The following is a 15,082-nucleotide window of genomic DNA, read 5'->3' as shown; positions in this document are numbered from 1 at the left end:
GCGTTCATCGCAAAATGGTCAGGCCTGAGCGTGCTTGCACTGCCTAGGTGCGGCGGCGGCGCTCCCACCACACCACAAAACGGCGGCGGTGGCGTCGAATCATCGCGAATTCATAGGACAGGACAAGGAAGCCGACAGGCAGCATCCACAGGCCTAGAACAGGCAGGAACCACAGGACGCCGCCAAACAGGAACGCCACGCCGATGGCAATGCGCAATGCACGCGAACGCGGCAACGCGAATTCGCGCCCGAATGCGGAGATCTTGTGGTTTCGTTTGCGAGGCTCGCTCTCTGCGCCCATGCCTTGCACCGTTCCGTCCATCCTTGTCCTCTGCCTCACCCAGTTTGCAGGCCCCAAACGCCCGGTTTGCCGGCATTGCCGCCTGATATGATGGCGTCAGGCAGCGATTGCGAGAATGCGCCACAGAAAAACCTTTTAAAAAATTCGAATTCCCGCTTTGCAAAGCCGAAAAGGATCGCTATAGCCACCCCCGTTCGCACAAGAGCGCTGTTCCCCGGTAGCTCAGTGGTAGAGCAACCGGCTGTTAACCGGTTGGTCGCTGGTTCGAATCCGGCCCGGGGAGCCAAGTTTTTCAAACACATGACGAAGACGGTGGGGCAGCTTGGTAATACAGGTGGTCGTCCGACACAGATCATGGTCTGCAGCGCGATCCCCTGTTGCTGGATCTTCTAATCGGTTGGCTTACCGACCCTGATCCGTCGGGAGGGCCAACCGCCTACCCCGCCACGACATCCGCCGAGAAACGCAGTTCGCGCATCGGCCGTACCTTGCTGGTCGTTGCCGAATACACCGGATGCGCCTTGTAGGCGGCGAGCGCGGCAGCATCCTCGAACTCGGCATAGACGACGATGTCGATCTTGTCGCACATCGGGTCTACCTTGGAGTTGAGCGTTACTTCGAACAGGCGCGAGTGGGGAATCTGCCCCAGGGCGAGCAGACCGTCGCGGACCTTTTCGACGTCTTCGCCGGGCCGAACGCTGAAGAATACGATGTGCCGGATCAAGCCAGCCTCCCTGCACCTTGCTCGCGCAGCGTTGCCCGGGCGGGATGGTGCGCTCCTTGAGATCAGCAGCTTCTGGGCCAGCCACGGACTGGCGTCAACCGGCAGGTTGTCGCGGCAGGCTGGCCCGATCCGGAGAATCAGCCGGTGACGTAGGCGACCGCGTGTTTGACGCTTTTTGTTCCCGCATCAAGGTAGCGGCCCTGATTGTAGAGGCCGTCCCAGATCAGGAAGAAGGCGATCGCGGCGATGACGATGACGAGGCGCATAGGTGCAGACTAGGCGATTTCGATTACCACAATCATAACTTCGACTGCTCGCCTGCGGCATCAGCCCGGCCCCCTGATTGCCCCAACCGGGTCCCGTTCCTGCCTCTTGCCAGCAGCCACGACACGATAGAAAATCATCAATGGATTCATCATCAAGCGGACGGGCCCAGCCGGGCGCGCCGTTTTGTTGTTTTCGGGAGAGGAAATCCGCGCCGTGCGATGCATGGCGCAGCAGCAGATGGGTCCGATCAGGAGCGGCAGAGGGAGTTGCTTCTGAACAGGAGGGGAAATTATGAACAAGAACCACCGAACTGCGCCCCCGATGACGGACGCCGTCCGTCTCGACGAGCGCAATTTCGCCGAAATCGTCAAAGGACTGCCGGCCAAGGCACGCATGGTTTTCAAGGCCGCGATGGCCATGCCGCGCGGCTCGCTCAAGGTTCGCATGCCCGACGGGCGTGCCGTGCTGGTGGAAGGCAAGGCGCCGGGTCCGAACGCCGAACTGGTGCTGAACAACTGGCGCCTGCCCAACCGCGCCTTTACCGGCGGCACCATAGGCGTCGCTGAATCCTATATCGACGGCGATTGGGAAAGCCCGGACGTGACGAGCTTCCTGGAGCTGTTCGTGGTGAATACGGAAACCGGAGAAACGGTGGCCGGCGGTGCCAGCTGGATCGTCAACACCGTGCAGCGCATCCGTCACTGGCTGAACGAGAACACCCGCACCGGCTCGAAACGCAACATTTCCGCCCATTACGACCTCGGCAATGCCTTCTATCAGAACTGGCTCGATCCGAGCATGACCTATTCGTCGGCGCTTTATTCGACCGGTGCCAACGATCTCGAAAGTGCGCAGGCCGCGAAATACCGTGCACTTGCCAAGGACATCGGCATCGGCACACAGGATCATGTCCTCGAAATCGGCTGCGGCTGGGGCGGCTTTGCCGAATTTGCCGCGCGCGAGATCGGCTGCCGCGTCACCGGCCTCACCATCAGCCGCGAGCAGCATGATTTCGCCAAGGCCCGCATCCAGCGGGCCGGGTTGGCCGACAAGGTCGACATCAAGCTGCAGGACTATCGCGACGAAACCGGCAAGTACGACCGCATCGCTTCGATCGAAATGTTCGAGGCGGTCGGCGAAAAATACTGGCCGACCTTCTTCGGCAAGGTGAAGGAGTGCCTGAAGCCCGGCGGCACCGCCGGCTTCCAGATCATCACCATCAACGAGGCCGCCTACAAGACCTATCGCGCCCGGCCGGATTTCATCCAGCGCTACGTCTTTCCGGGCGGCATGCTGCCCACTCCGGCAATCCTGAAATCACTCGGCGCCGACCATGGTCTCGCCTACCTGGCCGAGCGCGTCTTTGCGCAGGATTACGCTCGCACCCTGGCGGAATGGCGCCAGCGTTTCTGGGCGTCCTGGGAGCGCATCGTTCCACTCGGCTTCGACGATCGTTTCAAGAAGCTCTGGGAATTCTACCTCCACTACTGCGAGGCGGGCTTTCGCTCGAGCTACATCGACGTGCGCCAGGTCATCTACAAGGCCTGAGTTGCGCGGCCACGGCCACCACGGCAATTCCAGGAAAAGTGTGTAACGGTTTTCCGTCCGGAATTGAGTAAAAACAAAAAGCCAGAGCGTTTCCGTGGGAAACGGAAACGCTCTGGCCAAAGCGGCCGTGGATCTGTTCCGAGCATCACAGCAGGATGCGATATCTGGAGAAGCCGTTTTCGCCCTCGCCGGCCGGCTCGATCTTCAACGTCTTGACCTGGCTGATGAAATCCTTCGCCTTGGCCCCTGTTTCGAACACCACGCTGGTCTGCGGCAACGGCACGAACGACCAGTTGCCATCCGCTGACGGGTTGATGGTGCCTTCAGCCACGATGTAGCGCACGATCACGTCGCGATTGGTATCGGGCGCCTCGTAGATCACCTTGCTCTGGTCGATCTCGGGGAAATTGCCGCCGCCACCAGCGCGATAATTGTTTGTGGCGACGACGAATTTCTGCGCCGGATCGATCGCCTTCCCGTCAAATATCAGGTCCTTGATACGGCTGGAGCCGCCATTGATGACATTGCCCTTGGCATCGTATTTCGGTGGCTGCGAGAGGTCGATGCGATAGCTGACCCCATCGATGACATCGAAATTGTAGGACGGAAAATCCGTGTTGATCAGCGGCTGGTCTGCCTTGCCGGGTTCGATGTGCCTGAAGAGGCCTGCCGACATCTCGAGCCATTCCTTCACCTGCGCGCCGGTGATCTCCACGGCGCGCACCGTATTGGGATAGAGATAAAGGTCGGCGACGTTCTTGATGGCAATGTCGCCAGCGGGCACGTCGGTATAATAATCGGCGCCGCCGCGGCCGCCAGCCTTGAAAGGCGCGGCCGCCGAAAGCAGCGGCAGGTCCTTCCATTGCGTGCCCTTGAGGATATCCTTCAGATACCAGCTCTGCGCCTGGCTGACGATCTGCACGGAGGGGTCGTCAGCCACCAGCGCGAAATAGGAATAGAGCGGCGCGGACGTCTTGCCGACCGGGCGGCGCACATAGGCGAGCGTCGCCTCGTGATCCACCTTCAGCGCGTCGACCACGCTCTTCACGTCCTCGACGATCGCCTTGTTCTTGTTGTCCACGCGCTCGAAAATCGGCCGCGCCTCCGACGTCGCCGAAACCACCCGCCATTTGCCGCCGTCGCGTTCGAGCAGCAGGTCGATCAGCCCCATATGCGAGCCCCAGAACCCTGCCATCACGGCTGGCTTACCCTGCAGCGTACCCTTTTCGGCGTCGACGCCGGCAAGTTGCTGGAAATCCTTCCTGCCGGGAAAGACCAGATGCTGGTGACCGGTGAAGACGGCATCGATCCCTTCCACTCCGGCCACGAAGAACGACGCATTCTCCATCATCTCGGCCTGCTTCGTATCGATGCCGGAATGCGAAAGCGCGATGACGATGTCGGCGCCCTCCTCCTTGATCTGCGGCACCCAGGCCCTGGCAGCCTCGACGATGTCGCGTGTAACCACGTTGCCGGCGAGGTTCTTGGCATCCCACACCAGGATCTGCGGCGGCACGAAGCCGATCACGCCGATCTTGATCGGATGTTCGGCGCCCGCCCCGTCCTTCAGCGTCCTGTCCAGGATCAGATATGGCTTGAGGTAGAGCTTGTCGCCGCGTGGATTGGCGGCCTTTTCGGTGCCCCGGATCAGGTTGGCGCAGACAAACGGAAAATTGGCTCCCGCCAGCACCTTGTCGAGGAAGGAAAGCCCGTAGTTGAACTCATGATTGCCCAGTGTCGAGCAGGAGTAGTCCAAGAGGTTCATGCCCTTCATGACGGGGTGGACGTCACCGTCTTTCATGCCGCGCTCATAGGCGACGAAGTCGCCCATCGGGCTGCCCTGCAGCAGATCGCCATTGTCGACCAGCATCGAATTGACCGCCTCCTTGCGCACGGCGTCGATCAGCGACGCGGTGCGGGACAGGCCGAGCGTGTCATTCGCTTTGTCGGCGTAGTAATCGTAGGGTAGCAGGTTCACATGGATGTCGGTCGTCTCCATGATCCTGAGATGGGCCTGGTTGGCAGCGGCCCGCGCCGAAAACGGATGCAGCATGATCAATGCTCCGGTTGCGGCTGCCCCCCGAAGCAGCGCGCGGCGGGATATCGGCAGGAGCGGTTCGGACATGATGGATGATCTCTTCGCTAGCGTTTCTGCTTCCCCGTCGCCCAGCGCCAATCGAGCGCCAGCAAATCTTGCGCCAAAAGCGTCCCAAGTCCAGCAGGCTCGCATGACGCTCATGCGACGAAAGGCCGAGAAATACGACCTTCCCCAATATAGATATGTCGTAATACGACAAACCTGCGTGTACTCTCGGGCATAGGCTTTGTAGGCGAACGATCGACACGGGAAGATCGGCATGAGCGACAATGACGAGACAACACCGGCGCAATACGCCTCGCCACCCTGTTTCATGCACGAACTCGATCCGGCCTTTCAGCAGGCACTGTCCGATTGGAGCGATGTACGGCGTTGGCGCAAGGCCGAGCGCGAAAGGCTGATTGCTGCGCGGCTGGCCATTTCTGCCGATGTCCGCACGACAATGGCCGGGCGCATTGCCGAGGGGCTTGATGGCGCGATCGGCAATGTTGCCGGCAAAATGATCAGTCTTTACTGGCCCTTCCGTGGCGAGCCGGACCTGCGCGGCTGGATGGACAGTGTGAATGAGCGTGGCGGGCGCACCGCATTGCCCATCGTTGTCGACAAAGGTCAACCGTTGATCTTCCGCGCCTACAGGCATGGCGACAGACTGGAGCGTGGCGTCTGGAACATCCCGATCCCGGCTGAAGGCGATCCGGTCGTTCCCGACGTGGTCATCTCGCCGATCGTCGGCATCGATCCCGAAAACTATCGGCTGGGTTACGGCGGCGGCTTCTTCGACCGCACGCTTGCCGCGTTGCCACGCAAGCCATTGGTGATCGGCATTGGCTATGAGCTGCAGCGCATCCCGACCATTTATCCGCAGCCGCACGACATCCCGATGGATGCCGTGGTCACGGAGATTGCGACCCCTGGGTGATAAGCCGGGCGCTCCGCTGGCCGGTTGTATAGATCCATAGCCAGCTCAACGCCACCGCGATCCGGTTTCGCAGGCCGATCAGGAAGAAGATGTGGGCGATGCCCCACAGCCACCAGGCCAGCCATCCCGTCACACTGAACCGACCGAAATCGATGACCGCGGCACGCTTGCCGATCGTCGCGAGATCACCCTGATGTCTGTAGATGAACGGACGTCTTGCATCGTCTCCAGCCAACCTGCTCTTCAGCGTTGCGGCGACATGACGTCCCGCCTGTTTCGCGGCTGGAGCTATGCCGGGCACGGGACGGCCATCGCCGCGCTTTGCCAGCGCAGTGTCGCCGACGACAAAGATCTCGGGATGGCCTGGCACGGTAAGATCGTCTTCGACAACCACCCTGCCCGCTCTGTCGGCTTCCGCGCCCAGCCATTGCGCCGCTGGCGAGGCTGCAACGCCAGCCGCCCATATGATCGTGCGTGCATCCAGCCGCTGATCGCCGAACACCACGCCTTCCGCGTCACAGGCCGAGACTGGACGCCCCAGCTGGACGGTCACGCCGAGTCGCTCCAGTGCGGATTTGGCATAGGCCGACAGATCGGGCCGGAACGCCGGCAGGATGCGTTCGCCAGCCTCGATGAGAACAACCTTTGTGTCGCGGGTATCGATGTTGCGGAATTCTCCGCGCAGCGTGGCGTGCGCCAGCTCCGCGATCGTTCCGGCAAGCTCCACCCCTGTTGGACCACCGCCGATGATGACGAAGGTGAGCAACGCCTGGCGTATCGCCGGGTCGGTTTCGCGTTCGGCCCGCTCGAAGGCGAGCAGCATGCGGCGGCGGATCGTGGTCGCATCCTCCAGCGTCTTAAGCCCAGGGCGCGAATTCTTCCCACTCGTCGTGACCGAAATAGGCGTGCCGCGCTCCCGTCGCCAGCACCAGCGTGTCATAGGCAATGCTGCTGCCATCGGTCAGCAGCACCCGTCTGGCGTCCTTGTCGACGCCGCTGACTGTTGCCAGAAGCGTTGTCACCGCAGGCTCGCGGCGCACAAGATGCCGTACCGGCCAAGCAATCTCCGAGGTCGCCAGCGAGGTCGTCGCGACCTGGTAAAGCAGCGGCTGGAAGAGATGATGATTGCGCTGGTCGATCAGCGTCACCCGCACCGGCGCCCTGCCGGTCGCCCTGACGAATTCCAGACCGCCGAAACCGGCGCCGACCACGACCACATGATGAGGCTCGCTGTTCATCGCAATACCTTCTTGTGCATTGCAGCAAACATGCGGGCGCACACACGGAATTTCAAGCGGTACCGAAATTCAGACCGCCGGCTACGCCATTTCCGGCTTCAGACCCATGGCCGTGCGGTCGACGATTTCGCGCAATGCAAAGGAGGAGTTGATCTTCGTCACATGTGGCATGGCCGACAGCCATTCCTTGTGGATGCGCTCATAGTCGGCCAGATCGCGCGCCGCGATGCGCAGGATATAGTCGTATTCGCCGGACATCAGATGACAGGAAAGCACGTTCGGGCAGCGTTTTATCGCCGTTTCGAAATCCGAAAGCGTCTTCTCGAACTGGCCGGAGAGCGATATATGCACAATGGCCGTCATTTGATGGCCAAGCGCTGCGTTCGACAGGCGTGCATGATAGCCGCGAATGGCGCCGGATTTCTCCAGATTGTCGAGCCGTCGCGAGCAGGCCGACTGCGACAGGCCAACCCTTTCGGCAAGCGCCGCATTCGGTATCCTGCCATCCTTCTGAAGCGTGTCGAGAATAGCGATATCAATCTTGTCGAGCGGCATTCTTCGCGATTCCTGCGAAAAAGTGATGGTTTTGCGCAACGATTAGCGAATTGAGGTCTTGTCGGCAAGCGCATTCGCAAACACATGCAACCCGATTGGTGGTTCACTGTTGCTCTTACAGGGAGAAGGTCCGCCAGGGCCAAGAGGAGATCACTCACTATGCGCGTCGGTTGCCCCAAGGAAATCAAGAACCATGAATATCGGGTCGGCCTGACGCCGGGCTCGGTCCGCGAATATGTCGCGCATGGCCACGAGGTGCTGGTCGAGACCGGTGCAGGTGCCGGCATCGGCGCCGACGACAATGCTTACCGTGCGGCAGGCGCGGCCATCGCCAAGACGGCAGCGGACGTGTTCGCCAAGTCCGACATGATCGTGAAGGTCAAGGAGCCGCAGCCGAATGAGTGGGTGCAGCTGCGCGAAGGCCAGATCCTCTACACCTATCTCCACCTTGCTCCGGATCCGGAACAGACCAAGGGCCTGCTCGCTTCCGGCGTCACCGCGGTCGCCTACGAGACCGTGACGGACGACCGCGGCGGCCTGCCGCTGCTGGCGCCGATGTCCGAGGTCGCCGGCCGCCTGTCGATCCAGGCCGGCGCGACCGCGCTGCAGAAGGCCAATGGCGGCCGTGGCGTGCTGCTCGGCGGCGTGCCGGGCGTGCTGCCGGGCAAGGTCGCCGTCATCGGCGGCGGCGTCGTCGGCCTCCATGCGGCCAAGATGGCGGCCGGCCTTGGCGCCGACGTCACCATCCTCGACCGCTCGATCCCGCGCCTGCGCTACCTCGACGACATCTTCGGTGGCCGCGTGCACACCCGCTACTCCACCGTCGAGGCTCTGGAAGAAGAATGCTTCTCGGCCGATATCATAGTCGGTGCAGTGCTGATCCCGGGCGCGGCTGCCCCTAAGCTTGTCACACGCGAAATGCTGTCGGGCATGAAGAAGGGCGCGGTGCTCGTCGACGTCGCCATCGACCAGGGGGGCTGCTTCGAGACCTCGCACGCGACCACACATGCCGAGCCGACCTATGTGGTTGACGACATCATCCACTATTGCGTGGCCAACATGCCTGGCGCCGTGCCGGTCACTTCGGCGCATGCGCTGAACAACGCCACCCTGCATTACGGCCTGCAACTGGCCGACAAGGGCCTGAAGGCCATTCTTGACGACCACCACCTGCGCAACGGTCTCAACGTCCACAAGGGCAAGATCACCAACAAAGCCGTCGCCGAAGCGCTTGGCTACGAGATGGTCGAGCCGAAGGCCGTCCTCGCCGCCTAGTTACCAACGGCGAACGCTGTTCTGATGTCCTCCCAATGCCGCCGGAGCGTTCTCGTTCCGGCGGTTCTTTTTTGCGCAACGGCAGGCTCGCGCAATCACGTTCCCGTGCAAAGGCTGCCGGGGATGTTTCAAGCCTCGACAAAATCTGTCGCGGAGAGGTGACAATCCGTCGCGGTCGAGCTAAGGATGAGTCGTCTGAGGCTTCGCGAGGGGCCTCACCTGTTTGCGGGAGAGAGCAGCGAAAGCTGCCGCCGAAGGGGAAATCGCCCGAAATCTCTCAGGCAAAAGAACCGTAGACGGGAAAGACACTCTGGAAAGTCGAGGGCACCAAAACCCTCGCGCCGAAGGTGTAAGCGCTTCCGACAGGGTTCCGGGGCGCGAGTTCTCAGGCTTCAGACAGAGGGGCACGGAGCGGTCGCATCCAGCGGCCGATCATTGTGCTGCTCTGGAGAAGACATGACGGGCGAAGACACCAAGACCCTTCCACTCGAAGATCTGCATCAGGCTGCGGGCGCCAAATTCGGTGCCTTTGCCGGCTGGTCCATGCCGCTGACCTATCCGGCCGGCGTCATGAAGGAACATCAGCACACACGCGAGCATGTCGGCCTGTTCGACATCTCGCATATGAAACTGTTTGCAGTAAGCGGCGCCGGGGCCTCTGCCCTGCTCAACCGCGCCTGCCCGATCGACGCCGAGGCGCTTGAGGTCTCGCAGTCCAAGCTCACCTTCTTCCTGAATGACCAGGCAGGCATCCTCGACGATCTGATCGTCACCCGGCTGGGTGCCGACCGCTTCATGGTCGTCGCCAACGCCGGCAATGCGGTTGCCGACGAGGCGCATCTCAAGGCGCTGGCCGGGGATTTCGACGCAAAGGTCGAACCGCTCGACCGTGTCTTCCTCGCCATCCAGGGACCCGAGGCCGAGGCCGTCCTCATGAAAGCAGGGGTCGACGGCAGTTCACTCACCTTCATGCATGGTTTTGAGCCCAGGCCAAACTGGTTCATGAGCCGCTCCGGCTATACAGGTGAGGACGGCTTCGAGATCGGCCTGCCGGAAGCCGACGCGCGCGCATTGGTCGGTCAGTTGCTGGCTGACGAGCGCTCCATGTGGATCGGCCTTGCCGCCCGCGACAGCCTGCGGCTGGAAGCAGGCCTTTGCCTGCACGGCAACGACATCAGCCCGGATACGGATCCGGCAAGCGGCGCCTTGATGTGGGCGGTGCCGAAGGAAATCCGCGCGTCCGGGACCTTCATCGGCGCCGAAGCGCTGCGGGCCATCGTCGAAAAGGGTGCCTCCCGGAAACGCGTCGGCTTGAAGCCCGAGGGCCGCCAGCCAGTACGCGGCGGTGCCGCCTTGTTCGACGCCGACGACAATCCGGCCGGCACCGTCACCTCTGGCGGTTTTGGCCCGTCTGCTGGCCACCCCGTCGCCATGGGTTACGTCTCCACTCCGCTGGCCAAAGCCGGCACCAAGCTGTTCGCCGACGTTCGCGGAACCAGGGTTCCGGTCGAGGTCAGCGCCCTTCCCTTCACGCCTCACCGTTACCGCAAAGGATGATTTGCACATGGCCAAGACCTATTTCACCGAAGATCACGAGTGGCTGAGCGTCGACGGCAACGTCGCTACCGTCGGCATCACCGACTATGCCCAGGAACAGCTCGGCGATCTGGTGTTCGTCGACCTGCCGGAAGTCGGCCGCAAGCTCGCCAAGGGTGACACAGCTGTCGTCGTCGAGTCGGTCAAGGCGGCTTCGGACGTCTACGCACCGCTCGATGGCGAGATCACCGAAGTGAACGGCGCGCTGTCGGGCGACCCGGCACTGGTCAACTCCGCTGCCACCACTGATGGCTGGCTCTGGAAGATGAAGCTCGCCGATGAGGGCCAGCTTGCCGGACTTCTCGATGAAGCCGGTTACAAAGCCCATATCGGCTAAGCAGGACGTGAAACCATGACCGCTGCTCCCTACCCTTTTTCCGCCCGGCATATTGGCCCGAGCGTAACCGATGCCCGCTCCATGCTGGCGACGATCGGCGTACCTTCCGTGGAAACACTGATCTCGCAGGCCGTGCCGAAGTCGATCCGGCTCGACCGCCCGCTCGACCTGCCGGCTGCCGCTTCAGAGGCGGAAGCCCTGGCCGAACTCGCCGAAAAGATGTCGACCAACGTCGTTCTGAAGAGCTTCGTCGGCCTCGGCTATCACGGCACGCACACACCGCCGGTGATCCTGCGCAACCTGTTCGAGAATCCGGCCTGGTACACCGCCTATACGCCTTACCAGGCCGAGATCAGCCAGGGTCGCCTGGAGATGCTGTTCAATTTCCAGACGCTGGTGACGGAGTTGACCGGCCTGCCGGTGGCATCCGCCTCGCTGCTGGATGAGGCGACTGCGCTTGCCGAAGCAGTCGGCATGGCTTTCCGCCATCACCGCGACAAACGCGTCAAGGTAGCCTTCGCCGGCAAGCTGCATCCGCAGACCCGTGATGTCGTTGTCACCCGTGCCGAGCCGCTCGGTATCGAGGTCGACGGCGACACCATCGACGAAAACACTGCAGCGCTCGTCGTCGCCTGGCCGGATACCTACGGCGTCTATGGCGACCATTCGGGCAAGATCGCCGAGGCAAAGGCCGCAGGCGCGGTCGTCATCTTCGTCGCCGACCCGCTGGCTCTGGCCGTCAGCGACACGCCGGCCAGTCTCGGCGCCGACATCGCTGTCGGTTCCATGCAGCGCTTCGGCGTGCCGATCGGCTTCGGCGGTCCGCACGCAGCCTACTGCGCCGTCTCGGACAAACTGACCCGCCTGATGCCTGGCCGCCTGGTCGGTCAGTCGGTCGACACCAAGGGGCGGCCCGGCTTCCGCCTCGCCCTGCAGACACGCGAGCAGCACATCCGCCGCGACAAGGCGACCTCCAACATCTGCACCGCGCAGGCGCTGCTGGCCAACATGGCAACGGCCTATGCGATCTGGCATGGTCCGGAGGGCCTGCAGGCCATTGCCGAGCACGTTCATGGTCTGACGGCGCGACTGGCCGCAGCTCTGAATGCCAAGGGGCACACTGTCCTCGGCAGCAGCCGCTTCGACACGGTGACGGTCGAACTGAAGGGCCAAGCCAAGGCGAAAGCCAAGGAAGCTCAGGCCGATGGACGCCTGCTGCGCATGGTGAACGACGACCTGGTCGGCATCTGCTTTGACGAGACCTCGACCGAAGCAGACCTGCAGGCGATCGCCGCACTGTTCGGTGCCGAGGTTTCCGCAAAGGCGGAGCGCGTCCTGCCTGGCAAGCCTCGCACCGCGAAGGGTTTCCTGTCGCAGCCGGTCTTCCATCAAAACCGCTCCGAGACCGACATGATGCGCTTCCTGCGCAAGCTGGCAGACAAGGATCTGGCGCTGGACCGCACCATGATCCCGCTCGGTTCCTGCACCATGAAGCTCAATGCCGCCGCCGAGATGATCCCGGTCAGCTGGCCGAGCGTCGCCAACATGCATCCGTTCGCGCCGAAGGCCCATTCGAAGGGCTACAAGGCGATGACCGACGATCTTGAACGCTGGCTGGCGGAAATCACCGGTTTCCAGGCGGTTTCGCTGCAGCCGAACGCAGGCAGCCAGGGCGAATATGCCGGCCTGCTGGCCATCCGTCGCTACCACGCCTCACGCGGCGAATCACACCGCAACATCTGCCTCATCCCCTCCTCCGCGCACGGCACCAATCCGGCCAGCGCGGCTATGGCGGGAATGGAAGTTGTGGTGGTGCGCTGCATGGAAAGCGGCGACATCGACATGGAGGACATGCGCGCCAAGGTGGCTGCCCATGCCGCCAACCTTTCCGCCCTGATGATCACCTATCCTTCGACGCATGGCGTGTTCGAGGAAGGGGTGAAGGAATTGTGCCAGCTCATCCACGACAATGGCGGACAGGTCTATCTCGACGGCGCCAACCTCAATGCGCTGGTCGGTCTCGCCCGTCCGGGTGACATCGGCGGCGACGTCTGCCACATGAACCTGCACAAGACCTTCTGCATCCCGCATGGCGGTGGCGGGCCCGGCGTCGGTCCGATCGGCGTCAGGTCGCACCTGGCACCATTCCTGCCCGGCCACATCGACCTTGGCACGGACTACCCGGTCTCTGCAGCGCCTTACGGCAGCGCATCGATCCTGCCGATCACCTGGATGTATATCCGCATGATGGGTGCTCAGGGCCTCAAGCAGGCGACGGAGGCAGCGATCCTGTCGGCCAACTACATCGCCAAGCGGCTCGAGCCGCATTATCCGGTGCTCTACAAGGGTAGCAACGGCCGCGTCGCGCATGAATGCATCCTCGACACCCGCGTACTGAAGGACAGCGCTGGCATCACCGTCGACGACGTCGCCAAGCGCCTCATCGACTACGGCTTCCATGCGCCGACCATGTCGTGGCCGGTGGCGGGCACGTTGATGGTGGAGCCGACCGAATCCGAGCCCAAGCACGAGCTCGACCGGTTCTGCGAAGCAATGATCTCGATCGCCACCGAGGCCGGCAAGGTTGCCAGCGGTGAATGGCCGAAGGAAGACAATCCTCTGGTCAATGCTCCGCACACGGCAACCGAGACGCTTGCCGGCGATTGGGCTCATCCTTATTCGCGGATGGAGGCCGCCTACCCTGCAGCAGATCCGGATACCGCCGCCAAATACTGGCCGCCGGTGTCCCGCATCGACAATGTCGCGGGTGACCGCAACCTGGTCTGCTCATGCCCGCCGCTGTCGGAATATCTCGGCGCTGCCGAATAAGGCACCGCAATCAGACCATCCAAGAACCCCTCGCAACCTTGTTGCGAGGGGTTCTTGGAACAATTCCTGCAAAAGTGTGCAGCGGTTCTGCGTCCGGAATGTGCAACGACCAAAGCTGGAACGTTCCGCGTTCCCAGGAATGAAAACGCTCTAGGCGCGCAACGCCGGCCGGCGCGCCTGCTCTGTAATCCAGCCATCGACGACGACCCTGTTACGGCCGGCGCGTTTGGCCTGGTAAAGAGCACGGTCGGCCCGGGTCAGCATCTCTGTCAATGTCGCCCTCTTCATCGAACCGAACGCGACGCCTGCGCTGACCGTGCAACGCAGCACACCGACTTGCGTATGGATCTCCTGTCCGGCGAGGTCCGCCAGGATGCTGCGTGCCGCAGCCTCGACATAGTTGCCTTCGACACGCGCGATCACCAGCGCGAACTCCTCGCCACCAAGGCGGAATGCGCTGTCTCCGGCTCGCAAGTTCATTCTGATGACATCCGCGAAGCGCTTCAGCACCTCATCCCCGATGGAATGGCCGTAGACATCATTGGTATTCTTGAAATGGTCGAGATCGAACATCACGACCGCCAGGTCTTCGCCGAATGCCCTGTCGGGATAGCCATCCATCAAGGCACGGCGGTTCTGCAGGCCGGTCAGCGGATCGGTCAATGCCTCGCTGCGATGCCGGGCAGCCATCCGCAGATTGTGCATGGTCATCGGAAGCGCACCGAGCGCGGTGAGACAGGCCACCGAAACAATGATGTTGATACGCTCCGCCCAATTGTCGGGAGCCTTGCCCAGCACCCAGCTTCCGTTGAACAGAAGCACCAGGCCGCACAAGGCAAACGAGGCTGCACAGATCGCAAACAGCGCGGTCATCAAGGTAATGAGAGCAGGAAACTCCTCGCGGGCCTGCCAGAAAAGCCAGCCGATCCACACCAGAAGCACCGTGGCGAAGGCATATTCAACCATGAAGGCGAGGCCATCGAGACCTACCATCATCAGGAGCGTCGTGGACAGGACAGAGGCCGCAATCACTGCCAGGACCCTGCGCGCAATACGGAAGTGACCATAGAACTGACCGGCGGCGACAAGGATCAGCGCGAAGCCGCTGGGCAGCAGTGCCATCAGCAATGCGCCGATCCATGGTTGAGGATCGCTGGTGTAGCGCCAGAAGGCGATGACATGCGCGGCAATAACGATCAGACCGACGGCGGCCGTCAGGAAGTAGTGGTTCTGGCGCATCGCGCTCCAGATCACCAGCATGGTTATGCTGAGACATGTGCCGGACAATGCTGCTGCCAGCAGCAAGGACTGATAGTCCAGCATCGTTCGCTTCCCCGCTATCACAACAGCGTACACTGTACGCCATCGTCGCCCATTTTGCGGCAATCTGGCTCG

12 protein-coding genes, 1 tRNA gene, 1 pseudogene and 1 riboswitch are annotated in these 15,082 nt (G+C 62.2%); of the genes and pseudogenes, 7 read left to right on the top strand and 7 right to left on the bottom strand.

The annotated features are described in order from the left end of the window. Window positions 1-43: 43 nt before the first annotated feature. Window positions 44-322: a hypothetical protein gene (locus ACFJIU_RS09135; RefSeq protein WP_379070232.1), complete on the bottom strand. Its 279-nt coding sequence runs from the start codon at window positions 320-322 to the stop codon at window positions 44-46. A gap of 190 nt (window positions 323-512) precedes the next feature. Here ACFJIU_RS09135 and ACFJIU_RS09130 point away from each other — a divergent pair. Then, window positions 513-587 (top strand) — tRNA-Asn (locus ACFJIU_RS09130). Window positions 588-737: 150 nt separating this feature from the next. On the opposite strand, the gene ACFJIU_RS09125 is transcribed toward ACFJIU_RS09130, so the two are convergent. Both ACFJIU_RS09125 and ACFJIU_RS09120 read right to left on the bottom strand, forming a co-directional pair. Continuing rightward, entirely contained in the window at window positions 738-1,025 is a 288-nt protein-coding gene (locus tag ACFJIU_RS09125; RefSeq protein ID WP_144222950.1) for a Dabb family protein, read from the bottom strand. A gap of 137 nt (window positions 1,026-1,162) precedes the next feature. Continuing rightward, window positions 1,163-1,291, bottom strand: a complete 129-nt coding sequence (locus ACFJIU_RS09120) for a hypothetical protein (protein WP_379070229.1) — start codon at window positions 1,289-1,291, stop codon at window positions 1,163-1,165. A 292-nt stretch (window positions 1,292-1,583) separates the two neighbouring features. Here ACFJIU_RS09120 and ACFJIU_RS09115 point away from each other — a divergent pair, with 292 nt between their 5' ends. Further along, window positions 1,584-2,840, top strand: a complete 1,257-nt coding sequence (locus ACFJIU_RS09115; RefSeq protein ID WP_379070227.1) for a class I SAM-dependent methyltransferase — start codon at window positions 1,584-1,586, stop codon at window positions 2,838-2,840. A gap of 145 nt (window positions 2,841-2,985) precedes the next feature. Here ACFJIU_RS09115 and ACFJIU_RS09110 read toward each other — a convergent pair whose 3' ends face one another. After that, complete coding sequence (locus tag ACFJIU_RS09110; protein WP_379070225.1) at window positions 2,986-4,965, bottom strand: bifunctional 2',3'-cyclic-nucleotide 2'-phosphodiesterase/3'-nucleotidase; 1,980 nt, start codon at window positions 4,963-4,965, stop codon at window positions 2,986-2,988. Between the two features lie 232 nt (window positions 4,966-5,197). Between ACFJIU_RS09110 and ACFJIU_RS09105 the strand changes: the two genes are divergently transcribed. Then, a complete protein-coding gene (locus ACFJIU_RS09105) occupies window positions 5,198-5,857 on the top strand; it encodes a 5-formyltetrahydrofolate cyclo-ligase (protein ID WP_379070222.1) in 660 nt (219 codons plus the stop codon). Here the strand turns inward: ACFJIU_RS09105 and ACFJIU_RS09100 are convergent. After that, window positions 5,832-7,095: pseudogene (locus ACFJIU_RS09100) on the bottom strand (NAD(P)/FAD-dependent oxidoreductase). The gene ACFJIU_RS09105 and the pseudogene ACFJIU_RS09100 overlap by 26 nt on opposite strands. Before the next feature lie 81 nt (window positions 7,096-7,176). Next, window positions 7,177-7,650 carry an Lrp/AsnC family transcriptional regulator gene (locus ACFJIU_RS09095; protein WP_024924815.1) on the bottom strand — a complete coding sequence of 158 codons (474 nt, stop codon included), beginning with the start codon at window positions 7,648-7,650 and terminating at the stop codon, window positions 7,177-7,179. Between the two features lie 159 nt (window positions 7,651-7,809). On the opposite strand from ACFJIU_RS09095, the gene ald reads away from it, so the two are divergent. The 4 genes from ald (at window position 7,810) to gcvP (ending at window position 13,687) form a co-directional block, all read left to right on the top strand. Next, on the top strand, window positions 7,810-8,925 hold the full coding sequence (ald, locus tag ACFJIU_RS09090) for an alanine dehydrogenase (protein WP_129414695.1): 1,116 nt from the start codon (window positions 7,810-7,812) through the stop codon (window positions 8,923-8,925). Between the two features lie 216 nt (window positions 8,926-9,141). After that, window positions 9,142-9,228: riboswitch (glycine riboswitch) on the top strand. Window positions 9,229-9,381: 153 nt separating this feature from the next. Next, a complete protein-coding gene (gene gcvT / locus ACFJIU_RS09085; RefSeq protein ID WP_379070218.1) occupies window positions 9,382-10,482 on the top strand; it encodes a glycine cleavage system aminomethyltransferase GcvT in 1,101 nt (366 codons plus the stop codon). A gap of 7 nt (window positions 10,483-10,489) precedes the next feature. Continuing rightward, window positions 10,490-10,858: a glycine cleavage system protein GcvH gene (gene gcvH, locus ACFJIU_RS09080; protein ID WP_101935430.1), complete on the top strand. Its 369-nt coding sequence runs from the start codon at window positions 10,490-10,492 to the stop codon at window positions 10,856-10,858. Between the two features lie 15 nt (window positions 10,859-10,873). Continuing rightward, on the top strand, window positions 10,874-13,687 hold the full coding sequence (gene gcvP / locus ACFJIU_RS09075) for an aminomethyl-transferring glycine dehydrogenase (RefSeq protein WP_379070214.1): 2,814 nt from the start codon (window positions 10,874-10,876) through the stop codon (window positions 13,685-13,687). 150 nt (window positions 13,688-13,837) lie between these two features. On the opposite strand, the gene ACFJIU_RS09070 is transcribed toward gcvP, so the two are convergent. Next, window positions 13,838-15,010 carry a diguanylate cyclase gene (locus ACFJIU_RS09070; protein WP_379070211.1) on the bottom strand — a complete coding sequence of 391 codons (1,173 nt, stop codon included), beginning with the start codon at window positions 15,008-15,010 and terminating at the stop codon, window positions 13,838-13,840. Between the last annotated feature and the right edge of the window lie 72 nt (window positions 15,011-15,082).

The organism is Mesorhizobium sp. UC74_2 (assembly GCF_042701485.1).
In the GTDB taxonomy this organism is placed as follows: Bacteria; Pseudomonadota; Alphaproteobacteria; order Rhizobiales; family Rhizobiaceae; genus Mesorhizobium.
Note: the sequence above shows the minus strand (reverse complement) of the source record. Positions and strands in the feature narration are given on the sequence as shown.

What these genes read in the sequence shown, in the direction of transcription:
- gcvT (WP_379070218.1), top strand. Translation starts at nt 9,382, where the DNA reads ATGACGGGCGAAGACACCAAGACCCTTCCACTCGAAGATCTGCATCAG.
- gcvH (WP_101935430.1), top strand. Translation starts at nt 10,490, where the DNA reads ATGGCCAAGACCTATTTCACCGAAGATCACGAGTGGCTGAGCGTCGAC.
- gcvP (WP_379070214.1), top strand. Translation starts at nt 10,874, where the DNA reads ATGACCGCTGCTCCCTACCCTTTTTCCGCCCGGCATATTGGCCCGAGC.
- ACFJIU_RS09135 (WP_379070232.1), bottom strand. Translation starts at nt 322, where the DNA reads ATGGACGGAACGGTGCAAGGCATGGGCGCAGAGAGCGAGCCTCGCAAA.
- ald (WP_129414695.1), top strand. Translation starts at nt 7,810, where the DNA reads ATGCGCGTCGGTTGCCCCAAGGAAATCAAGAACCATGAATATCGGGTC.
- ACFJIU_RS09115 (WP_379070227.1), top strand. Translation starts at nt 1,584, where the DNA reads ATGAACAAGAACCACCGAACTGCGCCCCCGATGACGGACGCCGTCCGT.
- ACFJIU_RS09070 (WP_379070211.1), bottom strand. Translation starts at nt 15,010, where the DNA reads ATGCTGGACTATCAGTCCTTGCTGCTGGCAGCAGCATTGTCCGGCACA.
- ACFJIU_RS09105 (WP_379070222.1), top strand. Translation starts at nt 5,198, where the DNA reads ATGAGCGACAATGACGAGACAACACCGGCGCAATACGCCTCGCCACCC.
- ACFJIU_RS09095 (WP_024924815.1), bottom strand. Translation starts at nt 7,650, where the DNA reads ATGCCGCTCGACAAGATTGATATCGCTATTCTCGACACGCTTCAGAAG.
- ACFJIU_RS09110 (WP_379070225.1), bottom strand. Translation starts at nt 4,965, where the DNA reads ATGTCCGAACCGCTCCTGCCGATATCCCGCCGCGCGCTGCTTCGGGGG.
- ACFJIU_RS09120 (WP_379070229.1), bottom strand. Translation starts at nt 1,291, where the DNA reads ATGCGCCTCGTCATCGTCATCGCCGCGATCGCCTTCTTCCTGATCTGG.